19 protein-coding genes and 7 tRNA genes are annotated in these 24,005 nt (G+C 64.8%); 17 read left to right on the top strand and 9 right to left on the bottom strand.

Annotation, left to right across the window (positions count from 1 at the left end):
• Positions 1 to 42 precede the first annotated feature (42 nt).
• Positions 43 to 480: a hypothetical protein gene (locus tag OTERR_RS06185; protein ID WP_149425161.1), complete on the top strand. Its 438-nt coding sequence runs from the start codon at positions 43 to 45 to the stop codon at positions 478 to 480.
• Positions 481 to 516: 36 nt separating this feature from the next.
• Here OTERR_RS06185 and OTERR_RS06180 read toward each other — a convergent pair whose 3' ends face one another.
• Entirely contained in the window at positions 517 to 4,188 is a 3,672-nt protein-coding gene (locus OTERR_RS06180) for a DUF748 domain-containing protein (RefSeq protein ID WP_187775320.1), read from the bottom strand.
• Positions 4,189 to 4,401: 213 nt separating this feature from the next.
• On the opposite strand from OTERR_RS06180, the gene OTERR_RS06175 reads away from it, so the two are divergent.
• Together OTERR_RS06175 and OTERR_RS06170 are read left to right on the top strand one after the other, a co-directional pair.
• Positions 4,402 to 5,361: a diguanylate cyclase gene (locus OTERR_RS06175; RefSeq protein WP_054622514.1), complete on the top strand. Its 960-nt coding sequence runs from the start codon at positions 4,402 to 4,404 to the stop codon at positions 5,359 to 5,361.
• A gap of 66 nt (positions 5,362 to 5,427) precedes the next feature.
• A complete protein-coding gene (locus tag OTERR_RS06170; protein WP_054622513.1) occupies positions 5,428 to 5,847 on the top strand; it encodes a response regulator transcription factor in 420 nt (139 codons plus the stop codon).
• Between the two features lie 61 nt (positions 5,848 to 5,908).
• Here the strand turns inward: OTERR_RS06170 and gloB are convergent, their stop codons facing one another.
• Positions 5,909 to 6,760 carry a hydroxyacylglutathione hydrolase gene (gene gloB / locus OTERR_RS06165; RefSeq protein WP_342780114.1) on the bottom strand — a complete coding sequence of 284 codons (852 nt, stop codon included), beginning with the start codon at positions 6,758 to 6,760 and terminating at the stop codon, positions 5,909 to 5,911.
• 65 nt (positions 6,761 to 6,825) lie between these two features.
• Between gloB and OTERR_RS06160 the strand changes: the two genes are divergently transcribed.
• From OTERR_RS06160 to dnaQ, 3 genes are read left to right on the top strand one after another with little or no spacing between them, the layout of a single operon-like run.
• Entirely contained in the window at positions 6,826 to 7,563 is a 738-nt protein-coding gene (locus tag OTERR_RS06160; protein WP_054622512.1) for a class I SAM-dependent methyltransferase, read from the top strand.
• Positions 7,553 to 8,014 carry a ribonuclease HI gene (gene rnhA, locus OTERR_RS06155; RefSeq protein WP_149425159.1) on the top strand — a complete coding sequence of 154 codons (462 nt, stop codon included), beginning with the start codon at positions 7,553 to 7,555 and terminating at the stop codon, positions 8,012 to 8,014. The genes OTERR_RS06160 and rnhA overlap by 11 nt, the downstream gene beginning before the upstream one ends.
• 3 nt (positions 8,015 to 8,017) lie before the next feature.
• Entirely contained in the window at positions 8,018 to 8,740 is a 723-nt protein-coding gene (dnaQ, locus tag OTERR_RS06150) for a DNA polymerase III subunit epsilon (protein WP_149425158.1), read from the top strand.
• Positions 8,741 to 8,903: 163 nt separating this feature from the next.
• Here dnaQ and OTERR_RS06145 read toward each other — a convergent pair.
• Positions 8,904 to 8,980, bottom strand: a tRNA-Val gene (locus OTERR_RS06145).
• 137 nt (positions 8,981 to 9,117) lie between these two features.
• Here OTERR_RS06145 and gltX point away from each other — a divergent pair.
• The 9 genes from gltX (at position 9,118) to OTERR_RS06100 (ending at position 14,379) form a co-directional block, all read left to right on the top strand.
• Positions 9,118 to 10,512, top strand: a complete 1,395-nt coding sequence (gene gltX, locus OTERR_RS06140) for a glutamate--tRNA ligase (protein WP_149425157.1) — start codon at positions 9,118 to 9,120, stop codon at positions 10,510 to 10,512.
• A gap of 90 nt (positions 10,513 to 10,602) precedes the next feature.
• Positions 10,603 to 10,678, top strand: a tRNA-Ala gene (locus tag OTERR_RS06135).
• 15 nt (positions 10,679 to 10,693) lie between these two features.
• Positions 10,694 to 10,769: transfer RNA gene (locus OTERR_RS06130), tRNA-Glu, on the top strand.
• Between the two features lie 81 nt (positions 10,770 to 10,850).
• Positions 10,851 to 10,927: transfer RNA gene (locus OTERR_RS06125), tRNA-Asp, on the top strand.
• Positions 10,928 to 11,107: 180 nt separating this feature from the next.
• Positions 11,108 to 11,183, top strand: a tRNA-Ala gene (locus OTERR_RS06120).
• Positions 11,184 to 11,189: 6 nt separating this feature from the next.
• Positions 11,190 to 11,265, top strand: a tRNA-Glu gene (locus tag OTERR_RS06115).
• 66 nt (positions 11,266 to 11,331) lie between these two features.
• Positions 11,332 to 11,408: transfer RNA gene (locus tag OTERR_RS06110), tRNA-Asp, on the top strand.
• A 150-nt stretch (positions 11,409 to 11,558) separates the two neighbouring features.
• On the top strand, positions 11,559 to 12,362 hold the full coding sequence (locus OTERR_RS06105) for an NAD-dependent deacylase (protein ID WP_149425156.1): 804 nt from the start codon (positions 11,559 to 11,561) through the stop codon (positions 12,360 to 12,362).
• Between the two features lie 226 nt (positions 12,363 to 12,588).
• Complete coding sequence (locus OTERR_RS06100) at positions 12,589 to 14,379, top strand: LysM peptidoglycan-binding domain-containing protein (RefSeq protein ID WP_149425155.1); 1,791 nt, start codon at positions 12,589 to 12,591, stop codon at positions 14,377 to 14,379.
• A 243-nt stretch (positions 14,380 to 14,622) separates the two neighbouring features.
• Here OTERR_RS06100 and OTERR_RS06095 read toward each other — a convergent pair whose 3' ends face one another.
• From OTERR_RS06095 to OTERR_RS06085, 3 genes are read right to left on the bottom strand one after another with little or no spacing between them, the layout of a single operon-like run.
• Complete coding sequence (locus OTERR_RS06095) at positions 14,623 to 16,755, bottom strand: ABC transporter ATP-binding protein (protein ID WP_149425154.1); 2,133 nt, start codon at positions 16,753 to 16,755, stop codon at positions 14,623 to 14,625.
• Positions 16,752 to 18,185 carry an ABC transporter permease gene (locus OTERR_RS06090; RefSeq protein WP_149425153.1) on the bottom strand — a complete coding sequence of 478 codons (1,434 nt, stop codon included), beginning with the start codon at positions 18,183 to 18,185 and terminating at the stop codon, positions 16,752 to 16,754. Before OTERR_RS06090 ends, OTERR_RS06095 begins: the two co-directional genes overlap by 4 nt.
• Positions 18,186 to 18,215: 30 nt before the next feature.
• Entirely contained in the window at positions 18,216 to 19,193 is a 978-nt protein-coding gene (locus OTERR_RS06085; RefSeq protein ID WP_149425152.1) for an ABC transporter permease, read from the bottom strand.
• Between the two features lie 136 nt (positions 19,194 to 19,329).
• Between OTERR_RS06085 and OTERR_RS06080 the strand changes: the two genes are divergently transcribed.
• A complete protein-coding gene (locus OTERR_RS06080) occupies positions 19,330 to 19,953 on the top strand; it encodes a ParA family protein (RefSeq protein ID WP_149425151.1) in 624 nt (207 codons plus the stop codon).
• A 21-nt stretch (positions 19,954 to 19,974) separates the two neighbouring features.
• On the opposite strand, the gene OTERR_RS06075 is transcribed toward OTERR_RS06080, so the two are convergent.
• From OTERR_RS06075 to OTERR_RS06065, 3 genes are read right to left on the bottom strand one after another with little or no spacing between them, the layout of a single operon-like run.
• Positions 19,975 to 20,421: a GNAT family N-acetyltransferase gene (locus tag OTERR_RS06075; RefSeq protein ID WP_149425150.1), complete on the bottom strand. Its 447-nt coding sequence runs from the start codon at positions 20,419 to 20,421 to the stop codon at positions 19,975 to 19,977.
• Between the two features lie 2 nt (positions 20,422 to 20,423).
• Positions 20,424 to 20,756: a YnfA family protein gene (locus OTERR_RS06070; protein ID WP_054622502.1), complete on the bottom strand. Its 333-nt coding sequence runs from the start codon at positions 20,754 to 20,756 to the stop codon at positions 20,424 to 20,426.
• 45 nt (positions 20,757 to 20,801) lie between these two features.
• Positions 20,802 to 22,997, bottom strand: a complete 2,196-nt coding sequence (locus tag OTERR_RS06065; protein WP_149425149.1) for an ABC transporter substrate-binding protein — start codon at positions 22,995 to 22,997, stop codon at positions 20,802 to 20,804.
• Positions 22,998 to 23,113: 116 nt separating this feature from the next.
• On the opposite strand from OTERR_RS06065, the gene fabI reads away from it, so the two are divergent.
• Positions 23,114 to 23,920, top strand: coding sequence for an enoyl-ACP reductase FabI (gene fabI / locus OTERR_RS06060; protein ID WP_149425148.1), 807 nt, complete (start codon positions 23,114 to 23,116; stop codon positions 23,918 to 23,920).
• The last annotated feature ends 85 nt before the right edge of the window (positions 23,921 to 24,005 follow it).

Here is a 24,005-nt window from a genome sequence, read left to right as displayed (position 1 = left end):
AGAGCACCCGCCCCCCAGCCCCCCATTCATCGCGCCGCAACCATGTCCCGTCCCAGCCTGTTCCGCCGACTGTTCGCCCCCCTCTTCTGGATCGCCAGCGACCTGGCGGCCCTGGGGCGCGAATTGCGCCGCCCGGAAACCTGGATGCTGATCGGCATGCTGCTGATCTTCGGCCTGCTGCTGGGCTTGGGGTTGTATTACGGCCTGCGGGTAGACTTCACCCTGAAGCTGCGCCAGTTGGCGTCGTTTTCCTGCCGGGATGTGGGCGACTGGCAGACCGTGGGCATTTTCTACGGCTCCATCGTCTTTGCCCTGGCGGCCTTTCTCGCCTTCGGCGAATTCGCCAACTACGTGGACAACCGCCGCCGCGGCATCGTCAGCCGCGGCCACAGCCCGGCCCGCGCCGCCCTGTTGCTCGGCCTGCTGGCCCTGGTGGTGGGGGCCGGGTTGGTGTGGTTCCTCGCCCAGTTCTGCGGCTGACCGCCAACCCGCCCCCTTCGTATCGCTCGGCTACCCTCAGCGCAGGGACAGCGCGACGCGCGGGCCTTCCTTGCTGCCGGCCTCGGCCGTGTCGAGGCGAGGATTGACCAGGAACAGGCGCTCCGCAGCGATCCCCTTTTCGATCAGGTAGTCCTGCACCATCTTGCCCCGCCGCTCGGCCAGCCGGCGCAGTTCGGGTTCGCCGGCCGGGGTGTTGGCGAGCAGCAGCCGCTCCATCTCTTCCACCGGCAGGCTCTTGGTCAGGCCGATCAGGTTGCGTGGCTTGGGGAAGCTGGCGTCCTTGTAGACCTTTTCCAGCAGGGCCGGATATTCGGCCGGCGACACCGTCACATCCTCGGCATCGGGATCGGCCTGGCTGCGCTTGCGCGCCTTGACCTTGCGGTCGAGCTGGGCGCGGCGGTAATCGTCGGCTTCCAGCGCCGGCAGAGCGATGCCGGTGATTTCGACGTTGAGGCTCTGGCGGTCATTGAGCACCTTGACCAGGGTGTCGAGCTTACCGCGCAGGCTGTCGTCCAGGCTGGAGCGTCCGGGCGCGAAGGCCAGCTGCTCCAGATCCTCGCCGCCGCCAAAAGCCTTGGCGAGCAGGGTAAAGGGCGCGGTCACCGCCTTGGTGATGAGGTTCTTGAGCACCTGCCAGACCACCCCGCCCACCGAGAACTGGGGGTCGTCCAGGGAGCCGGACACCGGCAGGCGCAGGTCGATCTCGCCCCGGTTGTTGGTCAGGAGCGAGATGGCCAGGCGCACCGGCAGCTTGACCGCATCCGGGCTATCCACCGGCTCACCCAGGGTGAACTGGTCAAGGAAGACGTGGTTCTCGGCCTTGAGCTGGCGGTTTTCCACCAGATAGGACACGTCCACCAGCAGCTTGCCCTTCTCGATGGTGTAGCCCAGGTACTTGCCCGAGTAGGGCGAGAAAGTGGTCATCTCGATACCCTTGGCTTCCATCTTCAGGTCCAAGAACGGGTCCTTGGCCAGGGGATTGACCTTGCCGGAAATGATGATCGGGGTGCCAATACCCAGGCGGCCGCGGATGTCGAAGTCGGAGCGTACCGCCGGGTCCGAGGACAGACTGCCGATGCGCCCCCCCAGATCCACCAGGCGGGCCGAATAATTGGGTTTGACGAACTGGTCGTTGACGAACACCCGGCCACCTTGCAGGGTGACCTTGCCGACCTTGATGCGCGGTCCGTCGCTGCCCACCGGGGCCGCTTCGGCGGGTTTGGCGGCGGGCTTTGCCGTCTCTTTGCCGGCGTTGCCGGAGTGGGCGTTCTTGTCGGCGGACACCGGCGTATCGGCCGGCGCCACCGCCGGCTTCATCAGCTGCTTGAGATTGAGATCCCCCTTGGGCGAGACCTCGACCCGGGCGGCGAAATCGGACAGGGCCACCTCGCGCACGGCCACGTCGGTCACCGGTACCTTGACGTCGATGCCGCCGAAGAACAGGGACTTCCAGCTGAGGAACTCGTCGCTGCTCTGGGCTTCCTGGGCCGACAGGTCGCCCACCGTCATGTCGCCGCTGATCCGGCCGGCCAGGGCACCGGGCTGGCCGGCGCCCTTGCTGCGCGGTTCGGCCAGGGCCACCTTGAGCGCTCCGGTGAGTTGGCCGCGGGCCAGACGGAAGCCGACCTTGTCGGCCAGGTAGGCCTGAACCGGTTGCAGGCTGATCTGGCGGGTACGCACGTTGAGCGCCACGTCCAGGGGCGCCAGAGTGATCTGGCCATCGGCCTCCAGGCGGCCAGGCACGGTGGCCTTGTTGGTCGCCTTATCGCCAGCCTTGGCCTTGCTGCTGCCCTTGCTCCCCTTGGCAAGCTTGGCCAGGGGCGGTGTGCTGGGCTTGGCCGAGGCCTTCGCATCCGCACGAGAGCGCTTGGCCGTCTTGCCCGAATCGGCCGTAGCCACGGCAACCGGGCTCACGGTGGTACCGAACTTGACGCTCATCGCCTTGCCCGGGGCGGTATCGACACCGGCCAGGCTGGCACTCAGGTCCGCCAGTTTGATCCGGGCGGTCTGGGGCGCACTGCGATCCTCCACGTCCACCGCCACGCCGCTCACCTCCACCTGGGCGACCTGGGCGCGCCACGCCGGGGCCACCGAACCGGCCGCTCCGGCATCAGCCGGGGCCGACGTGGTGGTCCCCACGGCTTTCTTGCCGGCGCCCCCCTCCGCGGCAGGCGGGGCATCTGCCTCGGCCACGAAGGGCAAGGGCATCACCAGCCGGCCATCCTTTTCCCGCACCAGGGCAACCTTGGCCCCATCCAGGGCGGCTTTTTCCAGAGAGATGGCATGGCCAGCCAAGTCGGCCTTGCCGCCGCTCAGGGACAGGGTGTTCACCTGGGCCCAGTCGCCAGCCTGGATGGCTGCCGACAGGTCGAACAGCACCGGTTTGGCAAAGCCGGCGGTCACATCGCGCAGGCTGATCTGGAGATCCTTCACCGTGAGCCGGCGGGCCGGTCCCTGGAAGTTATCGTCCACCACCACGGTGATGTCGGCCAGTTCGACCTTGGCCACCGACCATTTGAATTCGTCCGCGGGGGGCTTGGCGGCACCATTCGATTTGGGCGCGGCGGGTGCTGGCTTGGTCGAGGCACCCGGTTTGGCCGGGGGGGGGGCCAGGCTGAGCAGGTTGATCCGGCCCTGACTATCGCGGCTGACGTGCAGTTGAGTCTTTTCCAGCCGGATACCGGCTACCCGGGCCGCCCCGGCCAGGGGTTCGACCTTGTCGAGGACAATGCCAAGGCGCTCGCCGGCCACCAAGGGGGCGCCCCCTTTTTGCCGTAGGTCGAAATCGCGCAACACCACTTCGCCGCTCAGTGCCAAGCCGATCGGCTCGTCCTTGGCCAGACGCAGGCGGGCATTGACGTCGAGATCGAGGCGCGCCTTCTCCACCACCAGCGGCAAAGCCGCGTAGTGCAGCAGGGGCAGCGGATCAAGGCCGTTGAAGGCCAGTCGCACCGTGGCTTCCGGCACACTGGCAAAGGGCACCGCCTCGGCCTTGAGCTCGAAGGGCGCACCGTCCAACTCCCCCTTGAGCACCGGCAGGGCCCGATCTTCGCCCTGCCCCAGGTTGGCCAGGCGCGGCAAGCTCAGGTCCAGGGCGGTCAGGGTGGTGGTGGTGCCGGCGACCCGGTCGTCCAGGGTGATGCTGCCGCCGCGCAGGTGCAGATCGAGCAATTCGAACTTGGGCGGCGGCGACTCTTCCTGATCGGGAGGCGAGCGCAGTGCCTCGATGATGTCGGAGATGTTGGTGCGCTCGGCATCGAAGCGCACCAGGTTGACCTGGGGCCGCTCCAGGTCGAGGTCGGCAATCACCGGCTTGAAGCGAACAAAGGTGGAGGAAGACAGATCCACCATCAGCTTGTCGAAGGCGAGGATGGGCTTGTCGCCCTGGTCCGGCAGGGAATCGACGCGGAAGCCCTCGATGTCGAGGCGCAGGGTGAACGGGTTGAGCGCCAGGCGGGAAATGGTCACCGGCCGCAGCAGCTTTTCCGACAGCAGCCGCGCCACCGTATCCTTGAGGAAGGGCCCCGAGGCGAAACCGACGGCCAGCCACACCAACCAGGCAATGCCGAGGATCGTGGCGCCGCGGCGCACACCAGGACGCCGTGCCAGCCTTGCCGCACGTTCCCGGAAGGCATTCCAGGACGAGGAAGAAGAAGCGTCGGGGGACGGAACCGAAGGCTGGGACATGGCGGATTTAAAATAATTATGGGGTGACGGTATGACAGTGTACGTGGCGGGAGTTGCAGCGTCACGCACGGCCCCCCGGACGGTCGGCATTTCGTCCCCGACGGGAGGCTTTGGGCTACAATCACGTCATACAAGCGGCATAACAACGCTGCACCCGGTGCAGCACTGCGGGAGACATGAAGCACGCCGCCTAGGCAGGCGTCTTCCACCTACATGAAAGTTCTCGTCGTCGAAGATACCCGCACCGCCCGCGTGGTGGTGTGCAGCCAACTCGAGCGCATGGGCATGCAGCCCCTGCCGGCGGGTGACGGGCTGGAGGCCGTGGCCCTGTTTCAGCAAGAACGGCCGGACTTGGTGCTGCTCGACCTGATCCTGCCCGGCATCGACGGCTTTGAAGTGGCGCGCCGCCTGCGCCAACTCGAAGGCCAGGGGGAATGGACCCCGATCATTTTCCTCACCGCCAGCTACACCGACGACCACCTGGAAAAGGGCATCGCCGCGGGCGGCGACGACTTCCTCGGCAAACCGGTCTCGGAAGTGGTGCTGCGCGCCAAGCTGCGCGCCATGCAGCGCATCGTGCAGATGCGCCGTTCCCTGGTGGTGCTGACGCGTAAGCTCGATGCCGCCAACCAGGAACTTGAACGGCTTTCCAGCATCGACGGCCTCACCGGGGTGGCCAACCGGCGCCGCTTTGACACCGCCCTGGAAGCCGAGTGGCGCCGTGCCCAGCGCCATCACCGGGTACTTGCCCTGGTGATTTGCGACGTCGATTTTTTCAAGAAATTCAACGACGCCCTCGGCCACCAGGCCGGGGACGACTGTCTGCAGCAAGTCGCCGCCACCATGTCGCGTGCCATGGAGCGGGCCGGTGACTTGTTGGCCCGCTACGGCGGTGAAGAATTCGCCATGATCTTGCCGGAAACCACCCTGGGCGGCGCTGCCTTCGTTGCCGAGCGCATGCGCCACAGCGTCGAGCAACTCAAGCTGGTCCACCCGGACTCGCCGTTGGGCCATGTCACCCTGTCCTGCGGCGTGGCCGCCTGTGTCCCGGGCGCGGAAGCCACCCCTGCGGACCTGATCGCGGCCGCCGACCGGGCCCTGTACAATGCCAAGGGTAGTGGACGGAACCGGGTCGCCCGGATCGAAGGGCTGTTGCTCGAACCCGCCTGCTGAACCTGCCGCACCATCCCTGGCATTTTGACCGGTTGCCCCGGTTTTTTTGTTTCTGATCTTCTGGCGATGACGATTCCTGCGCAACAGCCCTCAGCTCCCGCCTCCAGCCGGCCTACCGTGCTGATCGTGGACGACAACGAGATCATGCGCTCGCTGCTCAAGGCAATCCTGCGCGAAGAACCCTACGAAGTCGTCGGTGAGGCCCGGGACGGTGTCTCTGCTCTGGAATCCCTGGCCCGCTTAACCCCGGACATCGTGCTGCTCGATGTGGTGATGCCGGAAATCGACGGCATCGAGGTGCTGCGCAACACCCGCCGCGATTACCCGGACACGGCCGTGATCATGGTCACCGGCAACGCCAGTGCTGAGAACGTTCAGGAAGCCCTTAAGTCCGGCGCCGCCGGCTTCGTCGTCAAGCCCTTCAATGCCGCCAAGGTCATGGATGCCCTGACCCGCGTCCGGCGCACCCTGCCCCGCTTCCGCTGACCCGCCTTCGCCCACGCAACAATCCCCACGGCAGCAACAGGGGCGCGGGGACTCCCCGTCTTCACCAGCGGTTACGCCACTCGCGCAGGGCGGCAAATACGGCCACGGGATCACCTTCTTCCGCTACATCTGCCACCGCCGCCGCGATGGCGGGTTCACTGCAGCGCAAGAATGGATTGGTTGCCCGCTCTTCGACCAGGCGAAACGGTACCGTTGCCTCGCCGCAGGCACGCAAGCGCCGGATCGACTCGCCCCGATGCAGCAACGCAGCATTGTCCGGATCGACTGCCTCGGCAAACGGCAGGTTGAGCAAAGTATATTCGTGGGCACAGAACACCAGGGTATCGTCCGGCAAGGCGGCCAGCCGCGCCAGGGAAGCATTCATCTGCGCTGCCGTGCCTTCGAAGAGTCGGCCGCAGCCCAGCCCGAACAGGGTATCGCCGCAGAACAACAGGCCGGGCCGGCCGATCTCGCCTGGGAGGAAATAGGCCAGGTGAGCCGCTGTATGCCCCGGCACGGCCAGAACCTGGACGGGGGCCCTGACACCGGGCACCGACAACGCCTCGCCCCCGGACAATGGCTGGGTAACCCCTGTGATAGACTCCGCCCCGGGGCCGAATACCGGAATCCCTTGAAAATGCTGGATCAGCCTTGCCACGCCGCCACAATGGTCGGCATGATGATGGGTCAGCAAGATGGCCGCGAGGGTCGTTCCGGTCTGCTCCAGAACGGCCTCCACAGCTTCTGCTTCACCCGGGTCGACCACGACGACATTAAGGCTTCCGGTCACCCCCAGTAGCCAGAGATAGTTGTCGCGAAACGCGGGAATGCGGGTAAGGGTGTACTCTCCCATCTCCCAACTGGCGTGAGGTGCCCCTGGCAGGGGCATTGGCGTGGTAATTGCAACAGTCATTCGCATCGATCCTCCATCCCGCGATTTCCCCACCCTCTGCCCTTTCTGTCAATTTCTCATACAGCATGTCGATCCCGGGTCTGCAGGACTGGCTCTCCACTCCTCAGGGCAAGTACGTCCTGGGTTGGGAGCAAACCAAGGTCGAACAGGCGGTAGGAGACATTTTTGGTTTCCATGCGCTTCAGCTGGGACTGCCGGAATGCGACTTCCTGTCCGGCAGCCGCATTCCCCTACGTCTCTATACCGGAGAAGCGGGGCGCATCGACGTAGCCTGCGATTTCCGTGAATTACCCTTTGCCACGGGCAGCATCGACCTGGTGATCCTGCCCCACGTGCTGGAATTCGCTGAAGACCCGCACCAAATCCTCCGCGAAGTCGAACGCATCCTGATCCCCGAAGGCCAGGTAGTGGTGGTCGGCTTCAACCCACTGTCACTATGGGGCGCGCGGCGTGCCCTGGCGCGACAGCGCAACCGCTTTCCCTGGAACGGCCGCTACCTTTCGGTGCAACGCCTCAAGGACTGGCTGCAGCTGCTCGGTTTTGAAGTGAATCGCGGCAACTTCGGCTGCTACGCCCCGCCCCTGCGCCAGGAGCGCTCCTTTTCCCGTTGCCGCTTCATGGAGCTGGCCGGGGACCGCTGGTGGGGTTTCGCCGGCGGCGTCTATATGGTGCGCGCCGTAAAGCGGGTGGCCGGCATGCGCCTGATCCAGCCCGCCTGGCGCAGCACGCCGCGGCGGGCCAAGGCCCTGGCCCCCATCGCCCAGAAAAACCGTCGTTTATTGACTCACCGTAATGAGCACTGAAAATATCGTTGAAATCTATGCCGACGGCGCCTGCCGCGGCAATCCCGGCCCTGGCGGCTGGGGCGCCTGGCTTATTTCCGGCAGCCATCAGAAAGAACTTTGGGGCGGCGAGCCGGACACCACCAACAACCGTATGGAATTGACTGCGGTCATCGAAGCTCTGACTGCCCTGAAACGGCCCGTGTCGGTGCGTGTGCATACCGACTCGAAATACGTGCAGCAAGGCATCTCCAGCTGGATCCACGGCTGGAAGCGCAACGGCTGGAAGACCTCGGACAAGAAGCCTGTAAAAAACGCCGACCTGTGGCAGCGGCTTGACCAGCTGGCCGCCCAGCACAAGGTGGAATGGCTGTGGGTCAAGGGCCACGCCGGCAATGCGGGCAATGAGAAGGCCGACGCCCTGGCCAACCGCGGCATCGACGAATTGCAAGCAGCAGTCCGGGGGCACTAAACCATGCGCCAGATCATCCTCGATACCGAAACCACCGGCCTGGAAGTGCGCCAAGGCCACCGGCTGATCGAAGTTGCTGGGGTGGAAATGGTCAACCGCCGCCTCACCGGTCGCCACCTGCACCGCTACGTTCACCCCGAACGGGACATCGACGCCGGCGCCATGGCGGTCCACGGCATCACCCTGGATTTCCTCGCCGACAAGCCGAAGTTCAAGGAAATCGCCCACGAGCTGGCGGACTTTCTCGCCGGGGCCGAGCTGATCATCCACAACGCGCCCTTCGACGTCGGCTTCCTCAACCACGAATTCTCGCTGGTGGGCCTGCCGCCGGTGACCAAGATCGCCGGCGGCATCCTCGACACGCTGCGCATGGCCAAAGATCTGCATCCGGGCAAGCGCAACAACCTGGATGCCCTGTGCGAGCGCTACGGCGTCGACAACTCCAACCGCACCCTGCACGGCGCCTTGCTCGATGCGGAGATCTTGGCCGACGTCTATTTATCCATGACCCGAGGCCAGGAAAGCCTCGTCATGGAACTGGACAGCCCCCCCCCGGAGCAGGAAGACACGGTCATTGAAATCCAGCAAGGCCCGCGCCCGCCGTTGCGGGTAATCAGCGCCAGTGATGATGAAAATCAGGCCCACGCCACCGTGTTGGCGGCGATCGACAAGGAAAGCAAGGGGAAATGTCTGTGGCTCCCCCATCCTGCCCCTGAGGCTAGCTGAACGGTGGCAGATGCTGAAAAGGGGCGTCCTCGCCCCTTTTCTTACAGTCTCTTTTGCCAGGCCGGGATGGTACTGGACAGTACTGACCTAACCAAATGTAGGTGAAGGAAAACAAAGCAGAAATAAAAAAAAGCCCGGCTAAGCCGGGCTTTTTTGAATTTTCTGGTGGGTGGTACAGGGCTCGAACCTGTGACCTTTGCCGTGTGAAGGCAACGCTCATACCAACTGAGCTAACCACCCAACCGTTGCACTTCGTCGCTGCGCTGTTGCTTGCTGCGTCGTTGTGAGGCGCGCATTTAAACATAAGCTTTAGTACCGGTCAAACACTTTCTGCATCCATTACAATGTTGGACTTTTCCCCCACTTCACCGAATTCCATGATCCGCACCCGCTTTGCCCCATCACCCACTGGTTTCCTGCATATCGGTGGCGCCCGTACGGCCCTGTTTTCCTGGGCCTATGCCCGCCGCCACAGTGGTCAGTTCATCCTGCGCATCGAGGATACGGACGTGGCCCGCTCCACCCCGGAAGCCGTGCAAGCCATTCTCGACGGCATGGCCTGGCTGGATCTGGGCCATGACGAGGGGCCGTTCTATCAAATGCGCCGCATGGACCGCTACAAGGAAGTGATTCAGCAAATGCTGGCGGCCGGCAAAGCCTATTACTGCTACACCACCCCAGAAGAGCTCGACCGGCTCCGCGAAGAGCAGCGGGCCCGGGGCGAAAAGCCCCGCTACGACGGCCGCTGGCGGCCCGAGGAGGGCAAAGCCCTGCCAGCTACGCCGGAGGGCGTCACTCCGGTCGTGCGTTTCAAGAACCCGCGCCAAGGCGTGGTTGCATGGAATGACTTGGTCAAAGGGCGGATCGAATTCGCCAATGAAGAACTCGACGACCTGATCATCGCCCGCGGTGACGGCACCCCCACCTACAACTTCTGCGTGGTGGTGGACGACTGGGACATGCGCATCAGCCACGTCATCCGCGGCGACGACCACGTCAACAACACACCACGCCAGATCAACATTCTCCAGGCCCTGGGCGCCCCGGTGCCGGAATACGCCCACCTGTCGATGATTCTTGGCGATGACGGGCAAAAACTGTCCAAACGCCACGGCGCCGTATCGGTGATGCAGTACGCCGAAGACGGTTTCCTGCCCGAAGCGGTCATCAACTACCTGGCTCGCTTGGGCTGGTCCCATGGCGACGACGAGGTGTTCAGCCGCGAGCAACTGGTGCAATGGTTCGACCTGGACCACATCACCCCGTCTGCTGCCCAATTCAACACGCAAAAACTGCTCTGGCTCAACGCCCACTACATCAAGCAGGCCGACAACGGCCGCTTGGCAGATCTGGTCGCCCCCATGCTTGCTGCCCGGGGAGTGACTCCGGCGCCGGTGCCGACACTGGAAGCGATCATCGCCCTGTACAAGGAGCGCGTGCAAACCCTGGTCGAACTGACGGACGCCTGCGAGGGACTCTATCTGGCGCCCGCCCCGGCCGAGGAGCTGAAGGCCCAGCATCTCACTGAGGAGACCCGTCCCATCCTGGCGGATTTTCTCGGCCGCTGTGCCGGTGTGGAATGGACCACTGCAGCCGTCGGCGCCCTGATCAAGGAAGTCGTCGCCGCTCACGGTGCCAAAATGCCCAAGCTGGCCATGCCGCTGCGTCTGGCCCTCACCGGCCAGACCCAGACACCGTCGGTGGATGCGGTAGTCACCCTGTTCGACCGGGCAACCGTCATGGCCCGTATTGAGCGGCTACTGGGCGCTTAACGCGCCGACGAACAGCGCGCATTCAAGAAAAAGCCGCCAAGGGTATTGACACCCTCCAATCGCCTCACTAGAATGCGCGCTTCTTCGGTCGGGGGTATAGCTCAGCTGGGAGAGCGCTTGCATGGCATGCAAGAGGTCCGCGGTTCGATCCCGCGTACCTCCACCAAAACTGAAGAAACGGGTCCCCATCGTCTAGAGGCCTAGGACACCGCCCTTTCACGGCGATAACCGGGGTTCGAATCCCCGTGGGGACGCCACCTACTCAAGGGGTTGTCAGTGACAACCCCTTAAATTTTGTCCAAAGCATCTAATTTCGGGCAAAAGCAGTTTTACCGTGTGGAGCGGTAGTTCAGTTGGTTAGAATACCGGCCTGTCACGCCGGGGGTCGCGGGTTCGAGTCCCGTCCGCTCCGCCAGAAACATCCAACCGGCTTCGGCCGGTTTTTTCTCCCCAAAAATCGCCCGCCAAGCGATTTTTAGACGAGAAAACTTGTTCTTTTACAGATTGAAATGATAGAAGCTGGGAAATGCGAGATTTTTTCGCAAAACCCCTTTACAAAGGAACACAGCTTCTCTATCATCTCGATCCATCGGTTGGGGGTATAGCTCAGCTGGGAGAGCGCTTGCATGGCATGCAAGAGGTCCGCGGTTCGATCCCGCGTACCTCCACCAAACCGGGTCCCCATCGTCTAGAGGCCTAGGACACCGCCCTTTCACGGCGATAACCGGGGTTCGAATCCCCGTGGGGACGCCACCTACACTGGTGGCTGTCAAGGCAGTCATCGTTTCCAAGCGATTGGAAACAGCAGTTTTACCGTGTGGAGCGGTAGTTCAGTTGGTTAGAATACCGGCCTGTCACGCCGGGGGTCGCGGGTTCGAGTCCCGTCCGCTCCGCCAGAAGTTAAGAAAAACCGGCCTTGTGCCGGTTTTTTGTTTTCTACCCTCCCTTTTTCCAGTTTTGCTAGAACACCGACTGCCTTGCTGTTGTGGTGCTGCTACAGCAAACGGGAGGCCCTCGCGACAGTTGCGCCGACGAGAGATTTCTCCATGCCCCCCGCCCATCCTTCCCTTTCCCCTGACGCCCCGATTGGCGCCCTTGCCGCCCTGCTGCGCACCTCTAACCGGGTGCTGGTCATCACTGGCGCTGGTATCTCGGCAGATTCCGGCTTACCTACCTACCGGGGCGTGGGAGGCTTGTACGACGGGGAGCTGACCAGCGACGGCATCCCAATCGAAGAAGCCCTGTCGGGGGAAATGTTGGAGAACCGGCCGGAAATCACCTGGAAGTACCTCATCCAGATCGAACGGACCTGCCGCCAAGCCTTGCCGAACGTTGCCCACCACGTTCTCGCGGCCCTGGAACAGAAGCTGCCCTACTTGCTGATGTTCACCCAGAACATCGACGGTTTTCACCGCGCCGCCGGCTCGCGCAACCTGGTGGAAGTCCACGGCACCCTGCACCGTCTACGCTGCGTGCGCTGCAGCTACCGGGCCAGTGTTCCCAGCTACGAGGATCTGGCGATTCCGCCCAGTTGCCCGCGCTGCTTCTCGGCCCTACGCCCGGATGTCGTCCTGTTCGGCGAGGCCTTACCAATGAAGGCAATGACCACTCTGGCCGACGCCATGGACGAAGGGTTCGACCTGGTCGTCTCAATCGGCACCTCAAGCGCCTTTCCCTACATTGCCGAACCGTTGCTTTGGGCCATTACCAACGGCATTCCCACGGTGGAAATCAATCCAGGCATCACCCCCCTTTCATCTCTGGTGGACTATCCGATCAAACTGGGGGCCGCCCATGCCTTAACGGCCGTCTGGCAAGCCCTTGAGCCCACGCTCCCCCTGCCCGGCTAGCCCCCTGCCCAGTAAGACCGGACAGCCTGTCAGGTTTTCTTGGCCGAAGGCTTTTATAATCTTTAGGTTTTGTGACGTCCGATCCGGACGGCCCGGCCGCTTCGGTACTTTGTACCCTGCGCCGGTGTCCTGCGACGATTGATACGGCGTGCCCCGGCGAGCGACGCGGGGGTGGGCCCCTCCGTACCCCATCCGGGGCACGGGGACCACTCAGCGAGAATCACCGATGCGGAATTTCCCACATCCCTGCCTACTGACCCTCTTCCTTGGCTGCAGCCTGGCCGCCGCCCCCGTCGGGGCTGAAACCACCGCACCCGACGCCCCCCTCCGCCTCTCCTTCGCTCCATCCCTTAACGGCTACGATACCGCTCCGGCAGCATCGAGCGTCGAACGCCGCCCGCCTTCGGCCTGGGCAGTCACCGTCCCCACCGCAGAAAACAAACCGGCACAGACCGAAGCCCCCGCCGCCATGACGGAAAACGGCTTGCAGATTCAGGAAGTGGCGGCCCCCGTCGACCTGCCCCGCACGATCGATCTGACGGCTTCCCCCAATGATCTCTGGGAGCGCATCCGCAACGGCTACGCCATGCCCACCCTGAGCAATGAGTTGGTGGAGCAGAACCAGTCCTGGTACCTCAACCGGCCGGACTACCTTCGCCGCATGGTCGAGCGCAGCCGCCGCTACCTTCACTACATCGTCGAGGAAGTAGAACGGCGCGGCATGCCCACCGAACTGGCCTTCCTGCCCATGGTGGAAAGCGCCTACAACCCGATGGCCTATTCGCGCAGCCATGCCGTAGGCCTGTGGCAGTTCATCCCCTCCACCGGCAAGAACTACAAGCTGGAACAGAACTGGTGGGTGGACAAGCGCCGCGACATCGTCGCCTCCACCAGCGCTGCCCTGGACTACCTGCAGAACCTCTACGAGATGCAGGGCGACTGGCACCTGGCCCTGGCCTCCTACAACTGGGGTGAAGGCGCCGTGCAGCGGGCCATGGCCAAGAACCGGGCCAAGGGCCTGCCGACTGATTACGAGAGCCTGACCATGCCGGCGGAGACGCGCAACTACGTCCCCAAGCTCCAGGCGCTCAAGAACATCTTCTCCAGCCCACGCCTACTGGCCCAGCTCGACGTGCCGGCCCTGCCCAACACGCCCTACTTCGCCACCATCCCCAAACCGGCCGACATCGACGTCAAGGTGGCGGCCAAGCTGGCAGAAATGCCGGTGCAGGAATTCGTTGCCCTCAACCCGGCCCACAACCGGCCGGTGATCAAGGGCGAAGCCCATCTGGTGATTCCGTCGGACAAGGTGGAGACCTTCCTGGCCAACCTCGAATCCCACGACAAGCCGCTCTCATCCTGGGGCACTCATGTCCTGCAGCGCAACGAAAAGCTGGAAAAGGTCGCCATGCAGTACGGCCTTTCGGTGGTCGAAATCAAGACCATCAACGGCTACGCTCCCAAGGCCAAGGTGCCCAACGGCGCCACCCTGCTGGTGCCGATGCGTACCGGCACCACCCTGGCTGCGCTGCCGGAAATGGTTGCCCCGGTACCGGCCATACCGGCAGCCGCCCCCACCCCGGCCACGACGGCCAGCACCGCCGCACCGCGCAGCCACAAGGTCGGCAAGGGCGAGACCCTCTTTTCCATTGCCAAGCGCTACGACATCCCCCTGGCCGAGTTGAAGAAGCTCAACGGCCTGAAGAACGACAAGGTCGCCCTGGGCACCACCCTGACCCTGGGCGGCAAGGCCGCTCCCGAGCGGACGACCGTGGTCTTGGAAAAATCGGGCAAGGCCGACAAGACCACCGCCAAGGCTAGCGACAGCAAGGCCGTGGCCGCCAAGGCCAGCGCCCCGCGCATCGCCCGTTACACCATCCGCCGCGGCGATACCCTGGCCTCCATCGCCAAGCGCTTCAAGGTGGATCAGGGCGATCTGCAACGCTGGAACAAGCTTTCGGCCCAAGGCATCAAACCGGGCCAGACGCTGACCATCCAGGTGGCCCGCAACGACTAACAGCGGCAGCAATACCGCTACGAAAAAGGCAAAAGGCGCGTCGTAACGCGCCTTTTGCCTTTTTCGCCCGGGGCTGATCAGCCTCTATCCGGATGAAGATGCCATGAAGCCACGTCCGGAATCCGGCTTGGCCCTGCCATCATCAGGGCAGCCATAACGGAAGAAACGACACGGTAACTGGACTGTAGCGATCCCCTCCCCTGGCGCAAATAGTCCGCCTGGACTATCGCCAAGCAGCCCCGTTCACGGCTTGGCCAGGCGGTGGCAACGCACCACCCGGGTCGGCGACAGATGGGTCTCGTCTGGATAACGCACCCGGCAGGCGGCATCGGCCAGGGGGCAGCGTGGCTGGAAATGACACCCCTGAGGCGGGCTGGCCGGCGACGGCGTTTCGCCCGACAGGGCCAGGGCTGGCGCCGAGGTAGCCCCCCCCTCTTCCACCGTATTTCCCGCCACTCGGGGCACTGCCGCCAGCAGTGCCCGGGTGTAGGGATGTTGCGGGTCGCGCAGCACCTCTTCCACCGTCCCCCGCTCGACAATCCGCCCCAGGTACATCACCGCCACCTCGTGGGCCAGGTACTCGACCACGGCGAAGTTATGGGTGATGAACAGGTAGGCCAAGCCCAGGCGCCCTTGCAGGTCGGCCAGGAGATTGAGGATCTGGGCCTGCACCGACACATCCAGAGCCGAGGTCGGCTCGTCACAAATGAGTAGGTCGGGCTGTACCGCCAGGGCCCGGGCGATGGCGATACGCTGGCGCTGGCCGCCGGAAAATTCGTGGGGGTAGCGGTGCGCCGCTTCCGCCGGCAGACCAACCTGGTCGAGCAGCGCGGCCACCGCCTGGTTCCGCTGGGCGGCGCTGGCCCCCCGGACAACCACGCCCAGGGCCGTCATGCCTTCGAGCAGGATGGCGCCGACGGTGAGGTGTGGGTTGAGCGAGGCGAACGGGTCCTGGAAGACCATCTGCATCTGACGGCGAAAGTCCGCCAACGCCTGACGCCCGCGCTCGGGGACGGTGCGCCCGGCCAGCTGCACGCTGCCGCCGGTAGGCATGAGCAGGCGCAGGATGCCCTTGCCGACGGTGGTCTTGCCGCAGCCCGATTCCCCGACCAGGGCCAGGGTGCGCCCCCGGGCCAGGTGCAGGGAGACACCGTCCACCGCCTTGACCCACCCCACGGTGCGCTTGAACAGGCCACGGCGGATGGGGAAATGCACCCGCAGATCGTCCACCACCAACAGAGGCGCCTCCGGGGCCGGACTGACCGGCACCACGGCGGCCGGGCTTGGGGCGGCAGACGGCGCGATTGCCCGCCCTCGGCCCAGGGGATCGGCCGCCTCGGCGGGGTCGAACAGATGGCAGCGCACCCGTTGCGCAGCGCCATCGTCCGGCGCGCTCTCCGCGTCCACCGGCCACCAGGCCGGGGCCTCCGCCGAGCACCGGGCAAAGGCCCGGGGGCAGCGTGGGGCGAAACGGCAACCGGCGGGCATGCGCGCCAGGGTTGGCACCTGGCCAGGCAGAGCAAGCAGACGTTGGCCGCGCTGGGCCACATCGGGCAGGGCAGCGAACAAGGCCCGGGTATAGGGATGGGCGGGACGGCGAAAGAAATCGTCGCGCCGGCCGATTTCGATCAACTGGCCGGCATACATCACGCCGACTCGATGGGCCACCTCGGCCACCACTCCCAGATCGTGGGTGATGAGCAACATGCCCATACCCTGTTTAGCCTGGAGCTCCCGCAGCAAGTCGAGGATCTGGGCCTGGATGGTCACGTCCAATGCCGTAGTCGGCTCGTCGGCCAGCAGGAAGCGCGGCTCGGCGGCCAGGGCAATGGCAATCATCACCCGCTGCTTCATGCCGCCGGACAGCTGGAAAGGATAGACCGCCAGCCGCCCGGCCGGGTCGGAAATACCTACCTGCCGCAGCAGCGCTTCGGCCCGGGCGCGGGCAGGCTCGCCGGTGAGGTCGCGGTGGCGGGCCAGCACCTCGCCGATCTGCTGGCCCACGGTGAGTACCGGGTTGAGGCTGGTGGCGGGCTCCTGGAAGATCATCGCCAGCCGGTTGCCGCGCACCTCGCGCAGGCGCTCCTGGGGCAAGCTCAGCAACTCGTCGCCGTTCAACTCGACCCGCCCCCCCAGGATGCGCCCGGCTTCCGGCAGCAAGCGCAGCAATGCCAGGGCCGTGGCCGACTTGCCGCAACCGGACTCCCCCAGCAGGGCCAGGGTTTCGCCGGGCACCAAGTCGAAAGAAACCTGGTCCACGGCGGTGAGGACCCGGCCGGCGGTGGCAAAGCCCACCGACAGATCGCGCACACGCAGCGGGGTGGCACCAGCGTTGCAGGGAACGGGGGCAGCGGACACCGAGGAAGTGGCGGTCATTGGGCGCTCCGGCGCGGATCGAAGGCCGCCTGGACGGCGTCGGCGAACAGATTGGCGGCCAGCACCAGGGCGAACATGAAGGCGAAGGCGGCCACCAGGGACCACCACACCACCGGCTCCCGGGCCAGTTCCATGCGGGCGTTGTTGATCATGGTGCCGAAGCTGATGGTGGTGGGATCGACGCCGATGCCCACGTAAGACAGCACCGCCTCGGACAGCACCAGGCCGGAAAAATCCATCACCAGGGTGATGATGACGATGTGCATGACGTTGGGCAGGATGTGGCGCAGCAGGATGGTGAACGGGGCCACGCCGAAGGCCTGGGCGGCCTGGACGTAATCGAGTTCGCGCAGCTTGAGGGCCTCACCGCGCAGCAGCCTGGCCAGCCCGGTCCAGCTGGTGAAGCCGAGGATGAAGCACAGGGCCAGGAGGCGCAGGTCGGCCCGCTCGGCGGCAGTGGCGAACCACTCCGGATGGGTGTCGATCACCACCTGCATCATCAGCACCGCAGCAGCGATCAAGAGCACCCCCGGGATCGAATTGAGCACGGTGTACAGATATTGGATGGCGTCGTCGATCCAGCCGCCGAAGTAGCCGGCGGCGATGCCGAGCAGAATGCCCAGGGGCAGGGTCACCAGGGTCGTCACCAGACCGATCACCAGGGCGGTGCGCACGCTCTTCAAGACCTGGTAGAGCACGTCCTGGCCTACCTTGTCAGTGCCGAAGACGTGGTAGCCGGAAGCCAGGGCGGCCAGCTTGCCGGCGATCAGGCAGATCAGCAGCAGGGTCACCAGCACCGCATCCCAGGCGAAGCTGCCGGGGGGACGTTTCAGCATGATGGCCTGGAAGCCGCGCCAGGGCTTGATCTGCGCGATGGTATCGCCGGAAGCCGCGCCACGCGTTGAGCTCCAGAGCAGCACCGTGGAGATCAGCCACCAGAGCAGAGTTCCAGCCGCCACCCCAACGATTCCACGCACCGCCACATCGGCCGCCCAGCTGTCACCGGGGGAGAGTTGGGCACCGCCGAAGCGCAACGGCGGAAAGTCACGCTGCTGGACGCCATCGCTCCCGGTACGGGTTTCCATGGCGTAGGAGACAGTAGCCAAAGGGGCCGAATAGGTTTTTTCGCCGTGGTTGCGCAGCCCGGACAAGGCACCGTCGAGCAGGGACAACACCTCTACTCCATAAGCCGCCGGCTTGTCCGGGGCAGCCGGCAGGAGCTGGCGGTAATGGAGCGAATCGGCCAGGCCGACCAGGGCGAACACCGTCAGCAGGGTGGCCGCCGCCATACCGGTACGGCTTTGCCCCACCTTGCGCCAGGCGGCCGCCAGGGGCGGCGAGCGGCGCGATACCACGGCCAGGGCCACCAGCAGGCCGGTGAGCAGCCACAGCACGGCATCGGACCAGAGCAGGACGGGTTGGAAAGGCATCGGCGGCAAACGGTAAAAATCGGCAAGCAGTCAGTCGAAGCGGACCCGGGGGTCCACCAGGGTGTAGGACAGGTCGGTGAGCATCAGCCCGGCGATGTACAACACCGACCCGATGAAGACCATGGCCCGCACCACCGAGAAATCCTGGGCATTGATAGCGTCGATGGTGTAACTGCCCAGGCCGGGAATGCCGAAAAAGGATTCCATCAACAGGCTGCCGAGAAAGAGCTGGGGGATCACCACCACCACCCCGGTAAGGATCGGAATCATGGCGTTCTTCAACACGTGGCGGAACAGCACCGTGCCCTCCGACAGCCCCTTGGCCCGGGCGGTACGCACGTAGTCCTTGCCGATTTCTTCAAGAAACAGGGTGCGATACCAGCGGATCGACGAGCCGAGCCCGGCGACCACGCCGATGGCCACCGGCAGCACCAGAAACTTGAACGCCGACAGCCCATCGGCGTAGCCCGAGATGGGCACCAGGCGCAGCACCTTGGAGAACAGCCATTGGCCGAAGATGATGTAGAACAGGCTGGATACCGACATGGCGGCGACGCAAGCCACCACGCCCCAGAAATCGAGCCGGGTGCCGCGCACGAAGGCCAGCAGCAACGCCACCGAGACCGTGACCAGCAGGCCGACGACGAAGGTCGGCAGGGCCAGGGCCGTGGAGGGGCCGATGCGGGTGGCGATCTCCCGGGCGATGTCGCGGCCATCCTCGGCGGCCCCGAAGTCGCCGACGAACATGCGCGCCGACTTGGCGAAGAAGATGGTGTCGGTGAGCTTGGCGCAGCCCTCCTCCGCGCCGTTGAAGAACAGGGGCTTGTCGTAGCCCCGCTCCGCCTTCCACTTGGCGATGGCGTCCGGCGTCACTCGCTTTACCCCGAGCTGCATGCGCGCCATGTCGTCCGGGGTGTTGACCACGAAGAACAGGGCGAAGGTGAGCAGATTCACCCCCAGCAGGATGGGCACGGCGTAGGCGAGGCGGCGGACCAGATAAGCGAACATGGCCGGACTATAACAACGGAACGGCCAGGCGGGGAGCCTGCCATGACGGGCAAATGGGCGTGGAGGCGGTCACGAGGGCGGCCGGGGGATGAATTAATGCGAAAATCCAGGCTTTATGCCATAGCGGAGGACGACGATGACAGCGGTCCTGATTGCCAATCCCAAGGGTGGCGCGGGCAAGAGCACGCTGGCCACCAATCTGGCCGGCTACCTGGCGCGCCAGGGCCACGCCGTCATGCTCGGCGACCTGGACGTGCAGCAGTCGGCCCGGGAATGGCTGGCCCTGCGCCCCGACTTTCTCGCGCCGATCCGCAGCTGGGAAGTCGCCCCCAACGCTCCGGCCCGGCCGCCCCGGGGCACCACCCACGCGGTGCTCGATTCCCCCGCCGGTTTCCACGGCAAGCCCCTCGATAAAGCGCTGAAGGCCGCCAGCCACGTACTGGTGCCAGTACAGCCGTCGCTCTTCGACATCCTCGCCACGCGCCGCTTCCTGGAAGTGCTGCAGGCGGAAAAGACCGTGCGCAAGGGCCAGATCAAGGTCGGCGTGGTCGGCATGCGCGTCGACGCCCGCACCCGGGCGGCCGGGGAACTGGAACGCTTCTTCGACGCTTACGAACTTCCGGTACTTAGCTACCTGCGCGACACCCAGCTCTACGTCCAGGTGGCCGCCCAGGGCGCCACCCTGTTCGACCTGGCACCGCACAAGGTGGAGCGGGACCTGGAGCAGTGGCAGCCGATCACGGCGTGGGTCGACAGCTGAACGCCCCGATCGCACCGTTTGTCAGGGTGCAGACGCTGCCTTGCCCGTGCAGCGCAACAGCAACGACACGGATTGGGGGTAGTGCTCACGGCACCAGCGAAGCTTGGCCGCCACGGGATCCGGTATCGCCACCCCCACCGGCACCGCGGCAAAGCCGTGACGGCGATAAAACCCCTCCAGGTGGGTAAAGGGCAGGCAGAACAGCGCGGCATAGGGCGAGTGCGCCGTCAGGTAGCCAACCAACGCCTCAGCCACGCCTTGGCCGCGAAAGGCCGGCAAGACCACCATGCCTCCCAGTTCGCCGCTGCCGGCCCCCACCGCCGCCAGCCTCCCCAGGCCGAGCCGCTCGCCGGCGGCATCCTCGGCTACGGCGATGAAATCCGCGGCGCTGGAGGGTAGAAAATCCACCTCCCGGTAACGCGCATTGGCCCACTCCAGTTCGACGGGCTCCAGGCGGCGCACCCGCATGATCAGCCCTGCCGCGGCGCGAACATGATGATCGCCATGCCGGCCAGGGTCACGGCCCCGCCGAGCAGATCCCAGCGGCTCGGACGGATGCCATCCACGCCCCAGAGCCAAACCAAGGCTACGGCCACGTAGACGCCGCCGTAAGCGGCATAGACCCGGCCGCTGGCGGCGGGATGCAGGGTCAGCAGCCAGGCGAACAGGGCCAGGGAGGCGGCCGCCGGTAGCAGCAGCCAAGCAGCGCCCCCCTGGCGAAGCCACAGGTAGGGCAAATAGCAGCCAACGATCTCGGCCACGGCGGTGAGCAAAAAGAGCAGGACGGTCTTGGCGATCAACATGATGGGGCTCCCATCCGCTCCACGCGTTGCATCGGCCTGGCCATCTCAGTCGGCACGCCGCCGGGCTTGGCGCAGCGCTGGCACCACCAGGACCCCCAGGGCCAGGATCGCCACCAGCACCGGCCACAGCACCGGCCGGTTCCACTCGGCGCGCTTGCGCTCACGCACGGCGGCATCGACACGCTGATACTTGAGGGTATTGTTGCCGACCTCGATAGGCTTGCGGTTGGTCAGCCAAGCGTGGCTCAGGGTATAGCTCTTGGGATAGAAGGCGTAGATCCACGGTGCATCGTCGTGGAGAATGGCATTCATGCGCCGGATAATGGCCAGGCGTTCCGGTGTGTTCTCCATGTTCTTCATGCGCTCGAACAGGCGGTCGAACTCGGGGTTGATGTAGTTCGAGGCATTCTCCCCTTGGGTAAGGGCCTTGGCTTCCTTGCCATGGAGCAGGAAGAAGAAGTTTTCCGGGTCCGGATAGTCGGCGTTCCAGCCGAGGAAATACAGCTGCACCGCGCCACGCCGCACCTTGTCCTGGAAGCGGTTGAAGTCGGTGGAGCGGATCACCAGTTGCACGTCGATCTTGGCGAACTGACGGGTCAGCCAGTCGAGCCGGGCCTTGTCGCCCATGCCCCCGGACGTCGTGTCGAGGTTGAGCACCAGGGGCTCGCCGGTCTTGGCGTTGCGCCCGTTGGGCCAGCCGGCCTCGGCCAGCAAGCGCTTGGCTTCCGCCACCGACTTGCGTCGCGCCTCGCCCCCGCCGGGCAGGGCCGGATTGGCCACCCAGTCGTAGACCCGGGGGTTGATACCGGCCTGACCGTCCTCGTAGCCGAAGATGCCCGGCGGCAGCGGCCCCATGGCCGGCACACCGCGACCGTTCATGAAGATGGAGATGAACTCCTCCTGATCGATGGCGATCGATACCGCCTGGCGCAGCTTACGCCCCTCGGGGGTCAGGCCGCCCACCAGGGCGTCCTGCAGGTTGAAGCCCATGTAGAAGGTGGAGGCGCGCACGCTGGAGAGCAGGCGGATGCCCTGGGCGCGCATGTCGTCGGTCAGGGTGGCTTCGCCGCTGCCACCCAAGCGCACCGCCTGGTCGAAGTTGTCCGAGGCGATGCCGGAGGCGTCGTAATAGCCCTGGAGGAACTTGTTCCAGTAGGGGATGCTTTCCTTTTCCCGGGTGAAAACCGCTTGGTCGAGAAACGGCAGGGACTTGCCGCAATCGGCCAGCAATCCGGCCGTCCGGTCCTCGGGCTCCCCTTCGCAAGGATAGGTTTCTCCCCGGAAATTGGGGTTGCGGGTCAGCACCATGCGCCGGTTGGGATCGTTTTCCGAGAGCATGAAGGGGCCGGTACCCACGGGCCACCAGTCGAGCACCAGGTTCTTGGCCGCCATGCCCGGCTGGCTGTAGAAGCGGTCCACCTCGCGGGGAATCGGCGCAAAGAAAGGCATGGCCAGCCAGTAAGCGAACTGGGGATACTTGCCCCTGATGTGGATGCGCCAGGTGCGGTCATCGACCTTCTCCACCCCAGGCAGGGCGTAGCGGTCGAGATCGAGCCAGGCGCCTTCGGGCAAGCCCTTGGCCTCCTGCTGCAGTTGGACGCCCAGTTCCTTGAGGCCGACGATCAGCTCCCCCATCATGCCGAAGATCGGCGAATGCAGATGAGGATGGGCAAGGCGCTTGATCTCGTAGATGTAGTCGTCGGCGCGCAGCTCCCGGGTTCCGGTGTGGGGAAAATCGGCAATGCTGTGGACTTGCCCCTGGGTCGCCGGATCGAGGGGAACGTAGCGCGGCTGTCCGGCCTCATCCACGGCAAAGGCAGGATGAGGCTGGTAGCGGATGCCCGGCTTGAGGCGCAGTTCGTAGACGCTCTGAGCCACCTGGTCGGCCGGCGCATCCGCCGGCAAGGAGCGTCCCTTGGCATCCAGGTAGCGGGGTTCGGGTACGGCCTCCACCGTAGCCGGAATCAGGGTATAGGGGCGTTTCAGGTAGTGGTACTGGAGCGGCGGCTCGTAGATCTGGGCCGTAAAGGTAATTTCGTCCTCGGTGTAGGACTGGACCGGATCGAGGTGTTTGGGCCGGTCGGTGAAGGCGGTATAGAGGATGTTACGTCCGGATTGGCTGGCCGGATAAGGGCTGTTCCATTCTCCGGAACAGGACGCCAGTGCCAAGCCGGCCAGCAGCGGCCAGACGGCGCGAAAACCGGCGAAGGCCGGACGGGCGAAAGATCGAAACGTGCGCATGACGGGAGTGTAGCGAAAATTGGCCCAACTCCCGCCATTGCTGGATAGCCATTGGCTTTTCCGCTTTCCTTTATAATCGCCGGCAATCCGTTTTCAGGGACGATAAGGAAGAATTTATGGGTTTCCTCGCCACCAAGCGCATTCTGATTACCGGCCTGCTGTCCAAACATTCCATTGCCTACGGCATCGCCAAGGCCTGCGCCCGTGAAGGCGCCCAACTGGCCTTTACCTACCAGAACGAACGCTTCAAGGATCGCGTCGCCAAGTTCGCCCAGGAATTCGACACCGAGTTGCTCTTCCCCCTCGACGTGGCCAGCGACGCCGACATCGACAACCTCTTCGTCGAACTGGGCAAGCACTGGGAAGGGCTGGACGGGATCGTGCACTCCATTGCCTACGCCCCGGGCGAGGCCCTCGCTGGGGACTTCCTCAATGGTCTGTCCCGCGAAGCGTTCCACATCGCTCACGACATTTCCTCCTACAGCTTTCCGGCCCTGGCCAAGGCCGCGCGTCCGTTGCTGGAAAAGGGCAACAATGCCTCCCTGGTCTGTCTCACCTACCTGGGCGCCGAGCGCACCATGCCCAACTACAACGTGATGGGCCTGGCCAAGGCCAGTCTGGAGGCCGCAACCCGCTACATGGCGGTAGCCCTCGGTCCTCAGGGTATCCGCGTTAATGCCCTGTCCGCAGGTCCGATCCGGACCCTGGCCGCTTCCGGCATCGGTAGTTTCGGCAAGCTACTGGCCTACAACGCCCACCACGCGCCGTTGCGTCGCAATGTGACCATCGACGAAGTGGGCAATGCAGCGGCGTTCCTGCTCTCCGACCTGGCGTCGGGCATGACTGGCGAAACCATGTACGTGGATGGCGGCTTTAACACCACTGCATTGGGCAACGCCGAGGCTGGTGGCGAATCCGCCTAAACTTAAGTAAATGCCCCCCAACCCCGACGGCGCCCCAGTGGCGCCGTCGGCGTTTTTACAGGCGGAACAGGCCGTTACCAGTCCA

This window comes from Oryzomicrobium terrae, assembly GCF_008274805.1.
In the GTDB taxonomy this organism is placed as follows: Bacteria; Pseudomonadota; Gammaproteobacteria; order Burkholderiales; family Rhodocyclaceae; genus Oryzomicrobium; species Oryzomicrobium terrae.
This window is presented reverse-complemented; position numbering and strand designations above follow the sequence as displayed.